This is a genomic window from Neobacillus sp. PS3-12 (assembly GCF_030915385.1).
In the GTDB taxonomy this organism is placed as follows: domain Bacteria; phylum Bacillota; class Bacilli; order Bacillales; family Cytobacillaceae; genus JAEVLT01.
Genome location: NZ_CP133268.1, coordinates 4,765,024 through 4,784,471 on the forward strand (window position 1 = coordinate 4,765,024; position 19,448 = coordinate 4,784,471).

A 19,448-nucleotide genomic window follows, 5' to 3' on the forward strand; every position below is an offset into this window, starting at 1 on the left:
GTCAGTCCCCAACTCAAGTAACGCGTAATGAGGCGGGGGACTGACCCCATAGTTTTTTCTTTTTTGTGTATAGAATAGTGGACAATTATATGATCGTGGTGATTTCTTCAGCTGAAAATAGTGCTTTGTTGAATAGGATGAATTCAAAGAAAATATATAACCAAAATAAACTTAGGGTTGACAATTGATTCTATTCGTTTTTAATATAAGTTATACCGACTGTCGGTCTGATTCATGATTATAATTAGGGGAGGTCCATAATGTCAAATAATTTGCATAAAAACGCAAGCTTCCAACATATTTTGGATACAACAGAACAATTAATAAAGGAAAAAGGCTGCAGACATACCACTTTACAGGATATTATTGAAAGAACGGGTTTGTCCAAAGGAGCAATTTATCACTACGTTTCCGGAAAGGATGAACTATTTGGCTTGGTGCTTAAAGCGAAAATGGAGCAAATGGATACCAATTTTCATGGGGTGGTTGAAAGAACATCACCAAAGGATGCTGTCCTTCCGACACAATTTATTGCAGGAGGAATGGCAGCACAAACAGAAGGTCACGATGTCACAAGTAAAATCTTCACTTACTTACTGGGGCAAATTGACAATCCAAAAGTAGAGTCGCTCCTTAATGAGATTTACGGCTTTTCTTTGAACACGGCCAAGAGTTGGATTCAAACTGGACAAAAAGCTGGGGCTATTCCTGAAGAAATCAATGCCGAAAAAATGGCTGCCCTTTTTATGGTGTTTACTTATGGACTAAGGGTGCAAAATATTATATCGAAAAATGCAGGACCGCAAATACAGATAGATGACATTTTAAAGGTTTTGTTGCGCTCACTTCAATGAAATTTATTTTTAATAAAAATTTCCAATTTTTCTATTGACGAACCGACTGACGGTATGTATGATTAAAACATAAACAGACCGACGGTTGGTTTGTGAATAAAACTGTTACTATAAGATGATATACTAACCTATTCAAAGAATTGATCTAATTTATTTTGAAAAGGTATTTTTTTGAACTATAATAAACCGACGGTCGGTTTTGCAGATAGCTGCTGTTTTTTGATGACAAATCTTTTGAAGAATTAGGGAGGGGTTTAGTGCCGCATCACATTCCATTTGGGTTTCATGGCATGTTTACGGAAGAGCTGTTTATTAAAGCAACTTACCAAAGACCGGAGTGAAAAAATATGAACATTGAAGTGGCCACAACCAATCAACTTAAACTGATAAAATCGTTGTATTCTGCTGTTACCAGCCATCTGAGGGAAAATGGCGTCGACCAGTGGGATCGGTTTTACCCAAACCGATGGGTCATTGGGAAAAACTTGAAAGAGGGTCATATCCATGCCATTTTTAATGAAGGAATTTGCATAGGTGTCGTGGTCGTGAACCAAGACCAAAGTTCCAAATATTCTGGTCTTCCATGGCGTGATCTAAAAGGAAGACCTGCGGTAATCCATCGTTTAGCAGTTCATCCTGAATCGCAGGGAAAAGGAATTGGAAAGAGGTTGCTTCAACACGCAGAGGCATTAGCAAGATCCAATGGATACACAAGTATTCGGTTGGATGCTTATTCTGCTAACACGAATGCGATTAGGATGTATGAAAGGGCTGGATATTCTCCTGTTGGGCAAATCCAATTCCCATTACGTAAGCATCCATTTCAGTGTTTCGAAAAAAATTTTATAGACGAATAGTCTTCGAATATCATAAAATCGTTTTAGAAAATAATTCCAAATAAACCAAGAGGTGGGGTTAAGGATGAACCAAGCAAGTTCAATCTCGAAAAAAGAAATTATTAGAGGGATTATTATTACACTTTTGATAAATGGTGCGCTTCCATTCATTGTATACGAACTCCTAAGGTCACATATGTCAAGTATAGCGGCACTGTCGATTGCGACGATGATCCCTTTGATTGATAATCTACTCAGTCTGTTGAAAAAAAGAAGTCTGGATGTATTTGCCGTATTTATGCTCATTAGCTTCCTCCTTGGGATCATAACGGTAAGTATCGGAGGAAGTGAACGTCTACTCTTAATTCGGGAATCGTTTGTAACTGGCATCTTGGGCATCATTTTCCTTGTTTCACTGCTATTTCCTAGACCATTAATTTTCTACTTTGCTATTCGTTTCACGGTTGGAGATGATCCGAAGCAAGCAACTTCCTTTGCTGCTAATTGGCAATACGCTTACTTTCGGTTTGTCTTACGGTTAATCACCATCGTTTGGGGTTTAGCATTAATTGGTGAAGCAGCAGTGCGAACCATTCTTGTCTTTAAATTATCGGTGGGCCAATTTTTAGCGATCTCCAATTTCGTCATGTACGGATTTATTGGAATTGCTATCCTCTTTACCGTTGTTTATCGAAAACATTCGCAAAAGCGATTCAAGGAAATCATCTCAAACGGAAAACTAGCTTAAAAAATCTAAATTTTCTAAATTTACAAGTTGCTAATGAAGCGTATCAATAGTTTTTGTTCATAGAGGAGGAAAATTATGCTCAAAAAGAAAGTAATTTTGCCGGTTATTTATGTATTTGCGTATTTATTTACTTTTTATATTGTAATTCAATACATCGTCTTTAAGCCTTCACAGGCGGGGGTTGTTTCTTCTAAGCTGCAGGATCCTAATTTTCCGTATGCCATTTGGAAGCTGTTCTTCTTTCCGCATATTCTGCTAGGTGTCATAGCATTATTAATTGGAGCTTATCAATTAACGAACAAGAGCCGCCAAAATCGAAAGGTGCATCGTTTTCTGGGCCGTATTTATGGCCTTTCGATTCTTATAAATGTCCTCGTTGTCCCATATATTTCGCTGTTTGCGACAGGCGGGGTCCCGTCAACAATTGCCTTCCTTGTCACTGATGTTTGTTGGCTTCTGACAACAGCTACAGCCATCGTCTATATCAGGCGTAACAACGTAGCGAAGCATCGAGAATGGATGCTTCGGAGCTATGCAATCACCTTTGTCTTTGTCACCTTCCGAATTTTTCTTTTGATCATACAGGTTCTGATGCATGCTCCCCTAAGTGTCTCGTTCTCGCTCTCGGTGTACCTCTCCATTTTGATCAATTTATTTATCACCCAAGTCTATCTCAATAAACGAACTCGGAGTGGATCAGTAGAAAAGACGATAGGAAAAATCTATTAATGAAAAATATCAGTGCCTGAAACCGTAGGAAGACACTATTTCCATGATTGTCTTCCTGTGGGATCAGGCACTATTTTTCCTGAAACGGTCTACCTCAGTGGGGGGAGTTGACGATATGTGGTAATATGTGAATAAATATACCTTAATCGGGGGTGATAAAATGAGTAAGGTTTTGTCTTCAGAGGAACTCATGAGGTACATTAATAATATGGATCGTGAAAATTCTGTTGTTCAATTTTCTATCCCTGGTAAAGGGAGGTTTACTCTAGTTCTTCAAGAGGAAGACGATCATTCAATAGAAGCTGATGTAAAGAAACAACCTCAACTTGAAATAATGTTTAAAGAAAGTGCAGAACAATACAAGAATGGACATGGAATTACCACATCAGATCCTTTAAAGTCGCTTTCGGTAAAGGATTTCAGGTAATGGAAACCCGTAATGAAATTTGAACTCCCGCTGTGAGAGAGAAACTTATTGGATTTAGAAGTTCAAGATTTACACCAGAAGAAACTTTTGATTTTATTTCTCAACTTGTATAAGAAATAGAGGAGATATTAAAGAATCCACTTGTTGGAAAAGTCTATACTGAGGAATTTGGAAAATACAAAGGAATCTCAAGAATTGTTATTAAGAAGTTCCAAATTTATTTTAAACAAGATGATAATAACATTGTTATTATTGCGTTATTGCGTTTTTATTTCCAGGTGAGAATAAACAGCCACAATTTTAAATAAAGATTATAATTAAAGCACAATCCAATTCTGTATTATAGCATTTGTACTGTTTTGCATTGAACATTATATTAGAAAGCTTCAGCACCCCCATGTAATGCCAAAAAGACTCTACCCAGTTGGAGTATAGGAATAAAAGAGTATCTTTTTTAAAATATTAATACACTCACGAATGTTTATAAATCAGCATTTGTGAGTGTTTTTTTGTAGAGGAAAATACTGGAATGAAGCGATTCATCATATTAAAAATGGAATTTAAAAAGCTATTTAGTAGAAAGATATTGTTAATAAAAAATATATGAGTTTTGAGGAAAAATAATTAGCATCTTTCGATTAAATTCTTATCAATTGTTTTAGCCAGATAGTTATAAATATAGCTCACGGTAAAAAAGGGGGCCTATGTGTGTATAATGTGAAAAATAAAAAGGCTTTAAGACTTGATGCCGTTACATTTTCAGACTTAGGAATGCAGGAAAGCGACATAGAGGAAATTTTAAGAAGTAGTATTGATATGCTCTGTGAAGATGAAGAATCCATGCTCATCGTTGGCAGACAAGTAAGGAATGAAAAGAACGGTAGAAGTGACCTTACAGCTGTGGATAACAATGGTAATATTGTTCTAATTGAAATCAAACGGGATCGAAAAGATATCGAAAACCGCAAAGAGGCTTGAATTTCAGGCAATACGCTATGCGGCAAGTTATGCCACTATTAATAGCGTGGATCTCGTGAAAAGGGTTTATGCTCCCTACATAGAAAAGTACCAATCGGAATTTGAACTTGGAGAGTTGACATCTTATGAACTTGGACCCCGAAAGTTGAATAAGTTTTTACGGACCAACAATGGTGAAAAAGATTTCAACAAAAAGCAGAAGATTATTCTTGTTGCATCAGATTATGATGAACAAACTCTCTCTGCAGTGGCTTGGTTAAATAGTAACAAGGTAGACATCTGTTGCTTTAAATTAACACCATATAAAATTGGCGGCGAGATTTACTTAAATACTGAAAAATTACTACCCCCTACAAATTACGATAATTTTTATGTAAATTTAATGGACAAAACTTCTTCAGTTTTAAAAACAACGAATAGCACAAATACACGCAGAGTGCTGCCCAAAATAGATGCTTTGCTGGACTGGGGTGTTGTAAAAGAAGGGGATATTATTGTTCCGAAAGACCGATATGGTGAAGGAATATTATTGAGTAATGGAAATATCTCAGTTGGTGGGAAAGAAACTTCCTTGCAAATTTGGCTTAAAGAGATTTATGGATGGTCAAGTATTCAGACATACGCCTTTGCAGTACATAAAGAAAGCGGAAAAACTCTTTCACAGCTTCGTGAGGAATATATGAATGATCTGGCTACTGAAGTTGTCTCTGAAACCTGAAAAGGAATATCAAATAATAGCATATAAGTTACACATTAAGGCACTTCCACTGGTCAGCATCCGTTCTTTTTCTGAGTGAATATTTATGGGAATTGATGTATAATAAAGGAAATAAGAATTCTAGAAAAAAGAGTAGCATCCCAGACTATCATCGTTATGGGATACTACTCTTTTTTGTTCTATTTTGAAAAACTTTACTAAATTAGGAGGGAATTGGTATGTTAGGTCATTTCGGATTTTCATATGTAGGTCTAATCTATTTATTGATGTTATGGATTCCAAATGCCATATGGAGTAAGAATAAACCAATAGACTACAACACTACTAATGAAAATAAATTATTATTATTGTTCGAGCGTGTTGGTCAAGTATGCTGTACAGTAAGTATACTGATTTTTAGCGATTTCAATATTGCGGTATTTTCAACATGGAGTTTGTGGCTAATAGCTTCATGTTTTTTGATGATTTTATATGAAATTAGTTGGATTAGATATTTTAAAAATGAGCACACCGAAAGAAACTTTTATCGCAGTTTATGCGGCATTTCGGTACCTGGCGCGAGTTTACCTGTAATCGCTTTTCTCCTATTGGGTATTTATGGTAAAGTTATTTGGCTGATTGCTTCTGCAGTCATAATTGGAATAGGACACATAGGTATACACATTCAGCATTTAAAAACGATACACGGAATTTAGTAGCTTGTGAAAAAATATTAGTAGGGGGTGCGATGGAGTTGTTAGCCAGAGAGTCAGTTAATCAAAATGCTGATGCGGTAATGGTGAAGACAGGGATTTTTTAGAGGCAGGATAGAAAAGCTGGCATTATAATGAGAGATTTTGTTAAACGAGGTGTGTTTTTATGAATGATAAGAAAATCCACGACCGTCTGGAAATCTTTAATGTAAAACAGACATCAATTGGCTTAATAATTGGTATCATATTTGTTCATATCATTTTTACGACCGTCATGAATCTCATCATGTTTAAAAATGGATATTTTGGGCCAATTATCAAAATGTTGAATGGGTGGGTAAATGCCACTTTAGCCGCAAATTTCATTGGAATTTTATTCGAAGTAGTGATAATTTTGATAATCATTGGCCGCTTGTCCCCAAGGGATTTGGGAATTAAAAGGGAGAAGTTGTTATCAGGGTTTTTGGGCACTCTGCTATTCTGGCTCATCATCAATATTTTCCTATTTCTTATCGCTATGCTTACTAACATAAAATTAAAGTTTAATAATGAAATTGTATCAAATCCAAATATGGTTTTCGGTACTTTATTTGGTCAGCTTTTTGGAAATGCATTGTTAGAAGAAATAGTATTTCGGGGCTTTTTGTTCGTTCAAATCTATTTATTATTAACGAAAATAAAGAAAGAAAAAGTTCGTATTCTGGGGTCGGTTCTCCTTTCACAATTTATTTTTGCAATCATCCACATACCAAACCGCATCTATAGTGGACTTGTTGGAGTGGAATACTTTTTTGATTTCATTCAACTAGTCATTATTGGCATTATTTTATCCTATATTTATTTTGCAACAAGAAATATATTTTTCGTCATTGGAATCCATTCATTGATTAATTATCAGCCGATGCTATGGAATAGTAACTTTTCCAAAATTTTGATATTAATTTGTTTTTTAATACTGCCCTTCATTTTAATTTTGATGAAAAGAAAAAAGGAATTAAGCCAATCAACAACACATATTTGATTTCTAAAGAGAATGTTAGTGATTATTAAAAAATAAAAACTATTTAAAGAGATTAAAAAAAGTAAAAAATAAAGCCCTTGATGAAGAGAGGTCTTCCAGGGCTTTCAACAAATTATGGGGGTTTTGATAATGCTGTATTAATACATGAATCTTAATAAACTCTTCATTTTACCTATTCTTTTTCTTTTAGTTCCCTTAATTTATAAGTTGTGCCTCTCCAAACGATGCCTCCGCGTTTAAAGGTAAGAAGGCTTGCACGTAGAATCGAAAAAATAAAAAGGAAGGCTGTTAGCGGCAGAACGAAAAAATAGGCAGGAGAAAAAAGGGACATTCTCCTAATAATTAGTATATAGAGAATGCCATTGCCTACTATATTTCCAAAACTCAAAAGAGCCAAGCTCTTGTTTGTAGAGAAAATGGTGATAAAGGGAAGAATATGGCCAACAAAGATCCCAAAGAGCGAAAAAAACACCATGCTGATTCGATAATTCAGTCCGGCAAATGTATTTTTTTCCAGACCAACAAAGGCTTCTTTTAAACTTCCGTACCACTCGACCTCCATTAGCGTAAGAGCGGTAACAATCCTTTGTTTGTAGCCTTCCTTTTTCATTTTCATTCCCAGCTGAAGGTCATCATCCGGCCGCATTCGAACTCTTTCATGTGTTCCAAACCAATCATAAGCTTCCTTTTTTACAAGAATAAAGGCACCAATTCCCGTTCCAATCTTCGATTTTGGATCATTGGCCATCCAAGGCCGTTTGAAATAGGAAAAACCCATCAGAAAAAAGGCAATAAAGGATTTCAACCAAAAACCGTGTGCGTTTAAATTGGGTGCAGCCGTTAAAAAATCAAGCTGATGCCTCTCAAAATAATGGAGTGCCTTTGCGAACGCCTCCGGTTCATATTTAATATCTGCATCAGTAAACAACAACCGCTCTCCCATTGCCATCTTCGAACCTGTGTACAAGGCGTGATTTTTCCCAAGCCATCCTTCAGGTAAATCATGTATATGGACAACCTTAATTCTTGGATCTTCCTTTTGTAACTCATCCATCATTTGGCCAGTAAGATCGGTAGAGCGGTCGTTGACGAGGATCCACTCCACCTGCTGGTAGGTTTGTTTCAGTTGGCTGAGGATGCTGACTTTAATTTGTTTTTCCTCATCACGGGCTGCTACAATGACAGATAAGACGGGACCCTTCGAAAGATTAGGTTCCTCCTCAAGAGAATCCAATTTGTGCAAACCGCGTGCTGCATCAAGAATAAAAATAGCCCAAACAACCAGACCCAATAAAAATAAAACCGTCAGCATAACCTACACTTCCTTTTATGGAACTGGACCATCTTGTAGATTATAACCATAAATTTTATTTACTGTCACGCTAAAAAAATAAGCAGGTGATTGACCGAATAAATGTCCAATATTTCTTTTGGAATTCCAACAGTAAAGAAGAAGTACACAATAAAATTAACAAAAAATTTTGTATTTTCCCCTTTGTTTGCATGGTATGATTTTCCTATAAGGTAGTTTTTTGAAGGAAAACTTAAAGTAGAAAACATACGCAACAAATACAAAAATAGATGGAAAGGGGAGAGAAAGATTGAATTTAAAGGAAACACTCGTACTATTAAATAAAGTTGTGAATGAGAATAAGGAACTAATTAAAAATGAGGAATCAACAAAACAATTTTTAATATTACCTCTTCTAAGTGGACTTGGCTATGATGTATACAACCCCAAAGAAGTAACCCCAGAATTCACTGCGGATTTTTATAAAAATAAAGAAAAAGTAGATTATGCAATTTACATAAATGGTACACCTAAAATCTTTGTTGAAGCCAAATCTATTACCACCAAAATTAATAAAAATGCTCCTCAATTAAGTAGATACTTTAGCACATTCCCAAGTGTACGTTTGGGTGTTTTAACCAATGGGTTAGAATATCATTTTTTCACTGATTTAAGTAATGCCAATATTATGGATTCTAAGCCATTTTTTATATTTAATATAGAAACCTATAATGATGAGGACTTTAATAACCTAATCAAATTTACTAAAAACCTATATGATTATGAAAGTATAAAGATTTTAGCTGAATCTCTTATTTACCATCAATCTTTTAAGACTGTAATCAAAGAGATTTTTGAAAGCCCTAATGATGATTTTATTAAATTCGTGATTAAAGAACGGTTTAATTTTAAAGTTACACAGCAATTTATCAATAATGCTCGTCCCTTGATTCAAAAATGCATACAGGAAGCAATCGCTGAGATGATAAGTGAAAAATTAGATAATTACATACCGGAACAAGGCATTCTGGAAGCAGCAGCAAACGATGTACTGACTGAAGAAGATAAAAAGATTTACTATACTCAACAGGAATTAGATTCGTTAGGCACTTTTGAAGAGTTTGAAGGAGTTAAAGTAGTACTTCCAAACACGGAAACTTATAAAAAGTTATTAAAATTGTCACCGGAAGAGTATTCTGTTGAAAAAGGAAATCCTTTGAGTGATTTTTTTGTATCCTCCGTACTTTTACAAGGAAGTACAATTGTAGGCTATTTAATTGGCCAATACTATAATCACCAAAATGACACTACCTTATATACGGTCAAGTCCAATAAAATTTCTAATTTTTTAGAAAAAAATTCGGTAGTAAAACAAACGGGTTTTATTAATGCGAGGCTGGGTCTAAGAACCAACAAACTAACTAATGAAAAAACATACTATTTAAAGAGTTGTTTAACCAATCTTTCATTTAGGGATATTCCAAATCTAATCAGTAAGATTGAGAATATTAATGAATTTTTTCATACCATTCAATAAGTTTATTTTATACGCCGACCGTTTTAGATCTCTAAAACTGAAGAGTTATATCGAGGGGTAGAATGAAGAAGTAACGATGCTAATATGCTCAAAGGAAGCACCTAAGTTTGTTCGATAATCGAAAATCAGTGCCTGACACAGTAAAAAGACATTTTTTTAAATTTGTCTTTCTTTGGTGTCAGGCACTTTTTTTACTTTTTTTAAAAAAATAATTTATAATACTTGATTCGTACTATTAGAAAAATAATTCAATCAAATACTATAATAGTGATTATGATTTCATCAATTGGATAGGAAGGATTACACGGTGCACAATCAAGCGAAGCAATATCAGTTATTGTTTGAATTTGCCGATCGGCAAGGGCGAAAGAGTCCGCTTTTATTTGAAGATCCTGTTGAAATAATTGAGGCGTATTCTATTGAAGAAGTAAAACCGAGGCTGGAGAAAATTCAGGCATCCGTTCAATCGGGGTATTATGCCGCCGGATATATCTCATATGAAGCGGCTCCCGCATTTGATCAAGCTTATGCCGTACACTCGGGAACCAAAATGCCGCTTTTATGGTTTGGGCTATTTAAGCACCCATTAAGAGTGCAGGAAACAAAAGAAGAGAAACGGTTTACGGTGGGGGAATGGCTGCCGGATACGACTTTTAAACAATATCGATCCGATATTTTGTCCATAAAAGATGCCATCGAAAGGGGAGACACTTATCAGGTAAACTATACCATTCGGCTTCATTCCCGTTTCACAGGAGAGGATTTGGGCTTTTACCGACAGCTTTCCAAAGCTCAGGCAGCAAACTACAGTGCTTACCTGAATATAGGAAAATACCGCATCCTTTCCGCATCGCCGGAGTTATTTTTCCATTGGAAGGATGGAGAAATCACTACTCGTCCGATGAAAGGGACATGCAAGCGGGGAAAATTTCTCGAAGAGGATGAAAAGAGAGCGGATTGGCTGTTTCATTCGGAAAAAAGCGGGCGGAAAATGTTATGATTGTAGATTTATTGCGGAACGATCTTGGCAGTGTGGCAGTTACCGGAACCGTTAAGGTTGACAGTCTGTATGAGATCGAAAAGTATCCGACGGTTTTGCAAATGACTTCTACTGTTACAGCAAAAACCAACCCGGGTACGACGCTGCTGGATGTGTTTACCGCCCTTTTTCCTTGTGGGTCGATCACCGGAGCTCCCAAAATTAGTACCATGAAAATCATTCATTCTTTGGAAGCTTCACCGCGAGAGGTTTATTGCGGTGCAATCGGCTACATCACCCCGGAAAATGAAGCGATGTTTAATGTACCAATTCGTACCGTTGTCATTGATTCGGAAAACGGGGAAGCGGAATATGGTGTGGGCGGCGGCATTACCTGGGATTCCGAAATCGGGGATGAATATGAGGAAGCTCAAACGAAAGCAATGCTGCTGACATCCTCCTTCCCTGATTTTGAGCTGCTGGAGAGCCTGCGGCTGGAAAACGGCGGATATGATCTGTTGGACAGGCATTTGCAGCGGCTGCAAAAATCTGCCGCTTACTTCGGCATTCCCATTTCGGAACCAGACATTCGGAAAAAGCTGACACGATATGCGCAAAACCACCCTAACAGACTTGAAAAGGTCAGGCTTGTCGTGAATAAAGAAGGTCAAGTGTTAATCGAAGGTGGTCCTGTTACCCCCGTTAAAGATGTCCAGCCGATTTGTCTAGCGAAGACTCCCATTTCGAAAGAAAATCGTTTTCTCTATCATAAAACAACGTATCGGGAGGTCTATGAGCATCATCGACCGCAGGATTGCGATTTTTTTGATGTTTTACTCTGGAATGAAGCAGGTGAACTGACGGAGTTTACCATCGGCAATCTTGTCGTTGAGATCGACGGCAAGCTGTTTACACCACCGGTTGCCTGTGGATTATTGGCAGGAACAATGCGAGAAGAACTTTTAGCGAAGGGGAAAATAAGCGAACGTAATCTGAGAAAGGAAGATCTCAATCAAGCTTCCGGACTTTGGCTGATCAATAGTGTCCGCGGCTGGGTGCCGGTTTATTTAAAATAATAGTTAATAAAGAGAACCGAGTTTCGTATGCCTGTGAGTATATGCTCGGTTTTTTATTTGTCTGCTTTTTTAAGGATAAACTCCAGTTTATGAGTTGAAATTTTTTTAGGGTGCAGCAATTTAATGATATTTTTTTATAAATTTAATGACTGTTTGAACGACAGAGTCAACTTCACAATCCCGGCAAATGTGGTGCCTTGAAAGGGGGAGATAATGTAACTCTTTATCCTTTGATGAAGAAACAGAATAAATCAATTCTGAACTTCTTGGATCTACGGTCTCATCCTTTTGTCCATGAATGATACAAATCGGGAGAGAAATATGCTGGAAAATCCTTTTTGCCTGACGAACGATCTTATGAAATTGGAAAATATTATAAATAGGGGTAGAACGGATTATTAACGGACTTTTGTGAACCGTTTGACCAGACATTGAACGAACCTTTCTAGCTTGTTGTAAAAATTTTTCTAGCTTCATCCTTAATAAGTAGGGTGAAAGTACGTATACTGCAGGCGAAAGTAATACCAGTGTGGTTATTTGATAACGATACGCCATAATAGCAGCAATCATCGCTCCCATAGAAAACCCAATCATATGAACCACCTTGTTTTCTTCAATTGCATGAATAACAATTTTTTCGACCATTTGTATCCATTCCAACGCAGTAACTTTTTCCATTCTCTCATTGGAAATACTGTGTCCTGGTAGTAAAGGGGTTATTACTTCGTAACCTATTCGTTCTAAGGCATTTGCCAATGGATCTACTTCCCAGGGATTTCCTGTGAACCCATGAATAATGATACATAATTCTTGATTCATATAAAATGTCTCCTCTACCGTTGGTTGAATGTCGTATTTAGGGAATGATAGAAAAGCTGAAACATACAACTCAATCTTATATATCAAACCAAACTGTTTGTTTTACTCGATTGAATTCTCGTTAAGATTGATCAATTACTTTGCAAATCTGATTGTAGTTATAGTCTGCCGATGTAATCGGTGTATAATACTCAGTTATTCAACTGGAATCTTTTCATGGAATGCAGCATTTTTAATGTAACCTTTGAAAATCTTTAAGACTGAGGTGATTGGATATGTCTTTTATTATGGTAAACGATTGCAAACTTTATTTTACCGTTCAAGGGCAAGGGATACCCATCGTCTTTATCCATCCCCCGGTACTTACTCATCTTAATTTTGAGTACCAAATGAAGGAATTATCAATGTATTTCCGGGTTGTTACCTTTGATATTCGAGGGCATGGAAGAAGTTCATTTTCGAAAAAGCCTTTAACTTATCCTTTGATTGCGGAAGATATAGAACAATTATTGGATCATTTAAAAATTCAAAAAGCATTTATTTGCGGCTATTCTACTGGAGGAACTATTGCTCTTGAATTTTTAATGTCTAAAGCGGATCGAGCATGGGGTGGGATTGTAATAAGTGGTATGTCTGAAGTTAGTGATTGGTTTTTAAAAAATAAAATTGGATTAGCCATTACCCTTTCAAAATTAAAAGCTATTTCTGCTTTAGCTTTATCTACATCATGTACGAACACGAATACCAAATCTTCATTTTGGAAATTGTTTAAGGAAGAACGAACGGGTTCCGCCCAAAATATTGAACAATATTATAGGTACAGCTTGTCCTATAATTGTACAGATAAATTGGGAAAAATAAAAAGTCCCATTTTATTAATCTATGGACAAAAAGATCAAGTTTTTTATCGTTATGCAAAATTGTTGCATGACAAATTGCCCCTGAGTGAATTGAAATGGATCAATCAAGTCAAGCATCAACTACCGACGAAGGCTGCCTTTGAAATAAATGGTTTAATTAAGCAATTTATCAATACGTATAAGAAACAGTAAGTAATTAAAGAAACATGTACCTTTGAAAATTCCTCATATAGATATGGATTTAAAGCATAGTTTTAATTGGAAATTCTCATTTTGACGTCACATCACAGAATATATGAAGTCGAGATACATGAATAATCAGAAAGGAGAAATACCCATGGACGAAAAAGCATTTAATATCATCAATCAACTTTCTAACTTTCTGGACGTTGTTCTCCAATTGATTGGTTGATGATCTTTTTATCTAAAAAGATTCGTTATGTATTTATTTTTGTTATGATTTTTATGTGGTTTAGAAATGATTTTTATAAAAAAGTGTCTTGTAAAGTGATAACGTCTTCGATGTTTACTTTGTTTATTCATGCCTTGATTAAGTTGTTTTACTTTAAACCACGTCCGTTTACGAAACGACGGGTCGGCATACTCATTCCCTCAAAAAGGGATTCTCATTTCCAAGTAAACATACTCTGCTTGCATTTGCTGTATCTACTTCTATCTTTCTTTATGACCGTGTCCTTGGTTCAATTATGTGGGGAATATCAGCGCTAACCGGTTTCTCTCGTATTTGGGTAGGGCACCATTATCCATCTGATATTATCGGAAGTGCCTTTATTGCCTCCTTGACCAGCATAATTTTAGATAAAACTGCTGGGAAATACTCAATTATCACGCAGAGGGGTCTGAATGACATTCATGCTGAGTGACACTTTATGGTCTCCTAACTAGAAGCCAAAATAGGAGATATTCTATTTATATTTTTCAAGGCGTAAATAAAATAAATATGTTATTACGGAAAATAGCAGAATAGTCAAATAAGACTTGCTTCTATATTGGCATCAGACAGGTTTGGAAAAACTGTTACTACCATCGATTTAATGAAAAAGTATATGAACTGTTCAAAGAGATCAAAGATTAAGAGGGGAATGTCGGTTGAGTCGCATTCTGGAGGTATTAAAGGTTTCAACAAAAAAGTTGATTCCCTACGTTCGGGAAATCGACTTTTTTGGGCTGAAATTTGCTTCGCGAAACATATGAAACTTCGCATCTCCACTCATGTTTGATTAATATTAATTACCAGTTTAGCCCATAATGTAAAAAGAACTATTTAAAAATGAAGGATGAATTAATTTGGAAGATATTATTAGTTCGATTTTACGGACTGTTGTTTCCTATTTTGTCTTAATGACAGTGATGTTATGGATCGGCAAACAGGTAAACTCCCATACGAATTACTATAATTTTGCTTTGTCTGTAACGCTAGGTTCCTTTATTGCTAACATGGGGTTTGATACCAATCTACACTTCACCCCGATGTTAGCTTCCTTCCTTGCACTTATATTGATGTATTTTTTCTTTTCGCTTATCTCTGCAAAAAGTCGTCCTTTTCGAAGATGGTTATCAGGACAATCGACTGTCATTATTGATAAGGGAAAAATTTTAGAGGTAAATATGAAGAAAGTGAGGTTTACATTAGATGATTTAAACCAGCTGCTTAGGGAGCAAGGAATATTTGATATTTTTGAGGTGGAATATGCCATCTTAGAGGTTAGCGGCAATTTATCGATTATGAAGAAAACACAGTATCAAAATATAAGCAAAAAAGATTTTAACCCTAACAATTACAATCAAGAAATCATGCTTCCAATAGAACTCATTATGAATGGCTCGCTGGTTGAGAAGAATTTTAACAAAAATTATTCAAGGCAGTGGCTTTACCAGGAATTAAAAACAAGAAATTTGCAAATAAAAGATATTCAATATGCCCTTATTTCTTCAAATGGCAGTTTATTTATTGACCTATACGATGATCATTTACACTCACCTTTAGATGTGGAATAAAAATGGCTGTCAAAAATGACAGCTATTTTTTTAACCATTATTTTGAATATTTACAAGGGAACCCGTTACTAAAATGGCTGAAACATTAGTTGTATCCCAATAAACATGAATAGGATAGGCAATCAGGCCTAAACTGGATGATTAAATCTTTTTTTTTCAATAGAGTACTTTACTTAAAAAAAATAACAAAAAATGCTGAGCGGGAATGATATGGCTCAGCATTTTTATATAATTTGGCAATGGTCAATTATTCATTCGTCATAATGACTTTTATCGCACGTTCTTTGGCTGCATTGCCGAAAACTTCATAGGCTTTTTCGATGTCATTAAGAGAGAAATGATGGGTAATCAATTTCTCAGGATCAATTTTTTTAGCTTCCACAGATTTAAGGAGCATTGGCGTTGAATTTGTGCTGACAAGACCTGTTGTCAACGTAATATTGTGAATCCACAATTTTTCGATGTGAAGTTCAACGCTCTTCCCATGAACACCTACGTTTGCAATATGGCCGCCTGGTTTAATGATTGATTGGCAGATATCGAAGGTTGCCGGGATCCCAACAGCTTCAATAGCAACGTCCACACCTTTTCCACCTGTTAGTTCAAGCACACTTTGAATGGCATTGCCATCTCCGCTGTTGACTGTTTTTGTTGCTCCAAAGCTTTTTGCCAATTCCAGGCGATTATCATCAAGGTCAACCATGATAATTTCCGATGGTGAATAAAATTGCGATGTCAGCAATGCAGATAAGCCTACAGGGCCTGCACCAACAATCGCAATTGTATCACCAGGCTTGACTTGTCCATTTAGGACACCTATTTCAAATCCTGTTGGCAGGATATCACTTAACATAACAAGCGCATCGTCATCAATTCCTACAGGGGCATTGTATAAGCTGTTATCCGCATGTGGGATTCGGACATATTCGGCCTGCGTTCCGTCAATGAGATGGCCAAGAATCCAGCCTCCATCCTCACAATGGGCGTACAGACCTTTTTTGCAGTTTTCGCACTTGCCGCATGAGGTAATGCATGAGATCAATACTTTATCGCCGACTTTAAAGTTTTGCACTCCCGGCCCGACTTCTTCGACGATGCCGACACCTTCGTGTCCCAAGACTCTTCCATCAGTAACAGCAGGAACATCACCCTTCAGGATATGTAAATCAGAGCCGCAAATTGTTGTCTTTACAATTTTAACTACAGCGTCGGTAGGCTTCTGCACAGTTGGTTTAGGAATGTCTGTCCATTCTTTGCGGCCAGGCCCCCTGTATACAAGCGCTTTCATTTTTGTTTGTACTTTGCTTTCTTTTTCAAGTACTTCCATCGTAAATCCCTCCATTAGCTTTAGTGAAATAATAACTGAAAAGTACATTAAAAGCTGTCTAACGCTATAAATAACGGAACGTACGTTCAAAAAAGAGTAACACTATTCGGGTAATCCTTGCATTACAATGGTTCGTAAGGTCCTTACAACTCAATTATAAAACTAGTAAACATGATGTCAATAGTGTTTATCTTAAAAACTTCGAAAAAAATTCACAATTTATTTTTACCAAATAATTCTTTGCTTTATTAACGTTACTTAACTAAATAAGCTAATAGGTTAATTGATTTTCCGATATAAGGCATTTAAGGATATATTAAACAAATTCAAGTCGGATACAAGACAGGATTATATGTTTGAAATACAGAACTCGGATCAGAAATTTCTTGGCGGACTTCGCCCTATGGTTGAAAAAACTAACGGTTCTAAACGATATTACGATGCATTATTCTTGAATAATATAGTCTATAAAATGTACACAATCGGTATGTGGAAACAAGGAATGAAATACCCAATATACATCGAGGATAAACTAGTAATGCAATAGATGAAACCAACTTGGAAATTGGATGTATTTTAAGTCTATACATAGATCTTATGTATTACAGGAAAAACAATGAAATAGGTTACGGAAGTACAGAAGTGGACTATAAAAGTTTAAATAAAGGACTATTACCATTGTATGATCCGGATTTTGTTAAAAGAGTAACAGAAAAGTAGCTTAAGATGATTTTGTGGAAATGACTATAAAAGGAGCTCTCAGACTCTTTAAATTTTGTATTAATATTAATACTACCCCTAACATATTTACTTTAATACTAGCAACATTCTTGCGAAAACAGCCTATTCAATAAACCAGGTTCTTATTGAACTAACAGGTAGCTTTAATTAAACACGGGGTTGCGGTTACTGTAGTGGTCACCAGTTTTTAAGTATCAATCTTTAAAAGGGTTGAAAAAAAGGAGGGGTTACAACCATAGCTAGGCAACCTACCCAAAATGGGAGAGTTGCCTTCTGCTATTTCATTCTTATTTTAGATTACCTGGAACTGATTTCATGATCTTACTAGAGTTTTGGTTGTTAACTGGAGTTGTAGCTGGGCGTAATACACGCATGTCATTCACCACCTTTCAATATTGAATTATGATTGGATACTATTTTTCCAGATTAAGTTTAAGACCTTTTTAATATTTCGTTTTTCATAAGGACAAGGTCTTTCTCCGATTCTTCTTCTGAATAATGGACAGTGATTCCCTTGACATGCCGGTCTATAGAAGCACGATTGGCAAACTTCATCTGTTTCCTCCCCTGATGTTACCCAACTGGCGATTTTATCATAGTCGAGCTCCAGATTGCCATCCTCATGTATTTTTCCAACCTTATTAAACTCTTCATTCAGTGAGAGGGTGCATTTGTACAATTGTCCATCAGAACCGACTACTAAGGAGTGTGGTTTTGCTGCATAGCAAACCGATGCGGATGGCATCAATGTATCGGTGATCATGGAACTCATACTAAATCCCTCAGTTATCGCTTCATCCGTTAGTTCCCAAATCTTCTTGTTCGCCATAGTGCGGCTGCAAACAGGGAGGTCATCATCGTTTTTTCCGCCCCATTTCCCAACAGGTCGAAATAGAATTCCAAAGCGTCGGTCATCGGCAAAATGATTCTTTAAGAACTGAGTTAACTTGGATGCCTCTGGTAAAGTGTCTTCATCAAAGTTTGTTCGAATCGTGATGTCAAATGAACCTTGGACTTCTTTTATGGCTAGCAGATTATTGATGACTGTATCAAATGTTTTCCCGCCGCCTGTTAAATGTCTTCGGTGGTCGTGAACCTCGCCAACTCCATCGACCGTGATCATAAATTGATTAATATTCCAGGAGAGCAATTGTTGGAAAACGTCTTTCGTTAACAAATAACCATTTGTCACAAGGTCACAAGAGTAATCGATATTGTTTTCTTTTGTGATCGATAAAAAAGACTCGGAAAGTTCCTTGATGACATCAAATGCGATTAATGGTTCACCGCCAAACCAGCTAATATGTAAGGAGGATAAAGTAGCTGCCTTTTCTTGAACAAATGTTTTTAACCCATTTATGATTTTTTGATTCATTTTTCCGCGCTCAAACGTTTCGTAACAATATGTACAGCGGAAGTTACAAGCTTCGGTAGGCATTAGGACAAGATGCATCATATCTGTGCGATGCTGTGACTGATGTAGAAATTGTGCCCGTTTTTTTTCATCAACAGTACTTGAAACTAAGAATCCATTATTATATAAAGCTTCTTGGATTTCGTTTTCTAATATATCTGTGCCCGCTCTTTTTAAAGAAGGTAAGACTTCTTGCTTTTCTTCTTCTGAAAAATAGGTAATGGCACCAGTATAACTATTATAGAGTACCACTCCATTATCATCTGTTTGTGATAGAGCATTAAATCGAGATGGAACATATTTATTTTTCATTTTTTCACGAACCTTTATTGTTTGTTTGCCAAAGGTCATTATAAGGTTATTGATAAAAATGGTCAGTGAG

The 19,448-nt window shown here is 36.2% G+C and carries 18 protein-coding genes and 1 pseudogene; 15 read left to right on the plus strand and 4 right to left on the minus strand.

Annotation, left to right across the window (positions count from 1 at the left end; translation table 11 throughout):
• Positions 1 to 260 precede the first annotated feature (260 nt).
• The 9 genes from RCG17_RS24020 (at position 261) to RCG17_RS24060 (ending at position 7,003) form a co-directional block, all read left to right on the plus strand.
• Positions 261 to 854 carry a TetR/AcrR family transcriptional regulator gene (locus RCG17_RS24020; protein WP_308172543.1) on the plus strand — a complete coding sequence of 198 codons (594 nt, stop codon included), beginning with the start codon at positions 261 to 263 and terminating at the stop codon, positions 852 to 854.
• A 347-nt stretch (positions 855 to 1,201) separates the two neighbouring features.
• Positions 1,202 to 1,711, plus strand: a complete 510-nt coding sequence (locus RCG17_RS24025) for a GNAT family N-acetyltransferase (RefSeq protein ID WP_308172544.1) — start codon at positions 1,202 to 1,204, stop codon at positions 1,709 to 1,711.
• Positions 1,712 to 1,775: 64 nt separating this feature from the next.
• Entirely contained in the window at positions 1,776 to 2,438 is a 663-nt protein-coding gene (locus RCG17_RS24030; RefSeq protein ID WP_308172545.1) for a VC0807 family protein, read from the plus strand.
• A gap of 75 nt (positions 2,439 to 2,513) precedes the next feature.
• Positions 2,514 to 3,167: a DUF2306 domain-containing protein gene (locus RCG17_RS24035; protein ID WP_308172546.1), complete on the plus strand. Its 654-nt coding sequence runs from the start codon at positions 2,514 to 2,516 to the stop codon at positions 3,165 to 3,167.
• A 160-nt stretch (positions 3,168 to 3,327) separates the two neighbouring features.
• Complete coding sequence (locus RCG17_RS24040) at positions 3,328 to 3,594, plus strand: hypothetical protein (protein WP_308172547.1); 267 nt, start codon at positions 3,328 to 3,330, stop codon at positions 3,592 to 3,594.
• Positions 3,595 to 4,302: 708 nt separating this feature from the next.
• The gene (locus RCG17_RS24045) at positions 4,303 to 4,572 is read left to right on the plus strand and encodes a hypothetical protein (RefSeq protein ID WP_308172548.1); all 270 of its coding nucleotides are present in this window, start codon (positions 4,303 to 4,305) and stop codon (positions 4,570 to 4,572) included.
• A 145-nt stretch (positions 4,573 to 4,717) separates the two neighbouring features.
• Entirely contained in the window at positions 4,718 to 5,290 is a 573-nt protein-coding gene (locus RCG17_RS24050; RefSeq protein ID WP_308172549.1) for a hypothetical protein, read from the plus strand.
• Positions 5,291 to 5,508: 218 nt separating this feature from the next.
• On the plus strand, positions 5,509 to 5,985 hold the full coding sequence (locus tag RCG17_RS24055; RefSeq protein WP_308172550.1) for a hypothetical protein: 477 nt from the start codon (positions 5,509 to 5,511) through the stop codon (positions 5,983 to 5,985).
• A gap of 163 nt (positions 5,986 to 6,148) precedes the next feature.
• On the plus strand, positions 6,149 to 7,003 hold the full coding sequence (locus RCG17_RS24060; RefSeq protein WP_308172551.1) for a CPBP family intramembrane glutamic endopeptidase: 855 nt from the start codon (positions 6,149 to 6,151) through the stop codon (positions 7,001 to 7,003).
• A gap of 172 nt (positions 7,004 to 7,175) precedes the next feature.
• Here RCG17_RS24060 and RCG17_RS24065 read toward each other — a convergent pair whose 3' ends face one another.
• Positions 7,176 to 8,315, minus strand: a complete 1,140-nt coding sequence (locus tag RCG17_RS24065) for a glycosyltransferase family 2 protein (RefSeq protein WP_308172552.1) — start codon at positions 8,313 to 8,315, stop codon at positions 7,176 to 7,178.
• Between the two features lie 289 nt (positions 8,316 to 8,604).
• Here RCG17_RS24065 and RCG17_RS24070 point away from each other — a divergent pair, with 289 nt between their 5' ends.
• The 3 genes and pseudogenes from RCG17_RS24070 to RCG17_RS24080 all read left to right on the plus strand — a co-directional run bounded on the left by RCG17_RS24070 (position 8,605) and on the right by RCG17_RS24080 (position 11,886).
• Positions 8,605 to 9,831 carry a type I restriction endonuclease gene (locus RCG17_RS24070; protein WP_308172553.1) on the plus strand — a complete coding sequence of 409 codons (1,227 nt, stop codon included), beginning with the start codon at positions 8,605 to 8,607 and terminating at the stop codon, positions 9,829 to 9,831.
• 550 nt (positions 9,832 to 10,381) lie between these two features.
• Positions 10,382 to 11,190: pseudogene (locus RCG17_RS24075) on the plus strand (chorismate-binding protein); the annotation flags it as partial.
• A 63-nt stretch (positions 11,191 to 11,253) separates the two neighbouring features.
• Positions 11,254 to 11,886 (plus strand): aminotransferase class IV, encoded by a 633-nt coding sequence (locus RCG17_RS24080; RefSeq protein ID WP_308175938.1) that lies wholly within the window; start codon positions 11,254 to 11,256, stop codon positions 11,884 to 11,886.
• Positions 11,887 to 12,006: 120 nt separating this feature from the next.
• Here RCG17_RS24080 and RCG17_RS24085 read toward each other — a convergent pair whose 3' ends face one another.
• Positions 12,007 to 12,705, minus strand: coding sequence for an alpha/beta hydrolase (locus RCG17_RS24085; protein ID WP_308172554.1), 699 nt, complete (start codon positions 12,703 to 12,705; stop codon positions 12,007 to 12,009).
• A 275-nt stretch (positions 12,706 to 12,980) separates the two neighbouring features.
• On the opposite strand from RCG17_RS24085, the gene RCG17_RS24090 reads away from it, so the two are divergent.
• From RCG17_RS24090 to RCG17_RS24100, 3 genes are all read left to right on the plus strand, one after another.
• Positions 12,981 to 13,757, plus strand: coding sequence for an alpha/beta fold hydrolase (locus RCG17_RS24090; protein WP_308172555.1), 777 nt, complete (start codon positions 12,981 to 12,983; stop codon positions 13,755 to 13,757).
• A gap of 455 nt (positions 13,758 to 14,212) precedes the next feature.
• Complete coding sequence (locus RCG17_RS24095) at positions 14,213 to 14,449, plus strand: phosphatase PAP2 family protein (RefSeq protein ID WP_308175939.1); 237 nt, start codon at positions 14,213 to 14,215, stop codon at positions 14,447 to 14,449.
• 424 nt (positions 14,450 to 14,873) lie between these two features.
• The gene (locus RCG17_RS24100) at positions 14,874 to 15,584 is read left to right on the plus strand and encodes a DUF421 domain-containing protein (RefSeq protein WP_308172556.1); all 711 of its coding nucleotides are present in this window, start codon (positions 14,874 to 14,876) and stop codon (positions 15,582 to 15,584) included.
• A 247-nt stretch (positions 15,585 to 15,831) separates the two neighbouring features.
• Here RCG17_RS24100 and RCG17_RS24105 read toward each other — a convergent pair whose 3' ends face one another.
• The gene (locus RCG17_RS24105; protein WP_308175940.1) at positions 15,832 to 16,872 is read right to left on the minus strand and encodes a zinc-dependent alcohol dehydrogenase family protein; all 1,041 of its coding nucleotides are present in this window, start codon (positions 16,870 to 16,872) and stop codon (positions 15,832 to 15,834) included.
• A 1,180-nt stretch (positions 16,873 to 18,052) separates the two neighbouring features.
• Positions 18,053 to 19,378, minus strand: a complete 1,326-nt coding sequence (locus tag RCG17_RS24110) for a radical SAM/SPASM domain-containing protein (protein ID WP_308172557.1) — start codon at positions 19,376 to 19,378, stop codon at positions 18,053 to 18,055.
• Between the last annotated feature and the right edge of the window lie 70 nt (positions 19,379 to 19,448).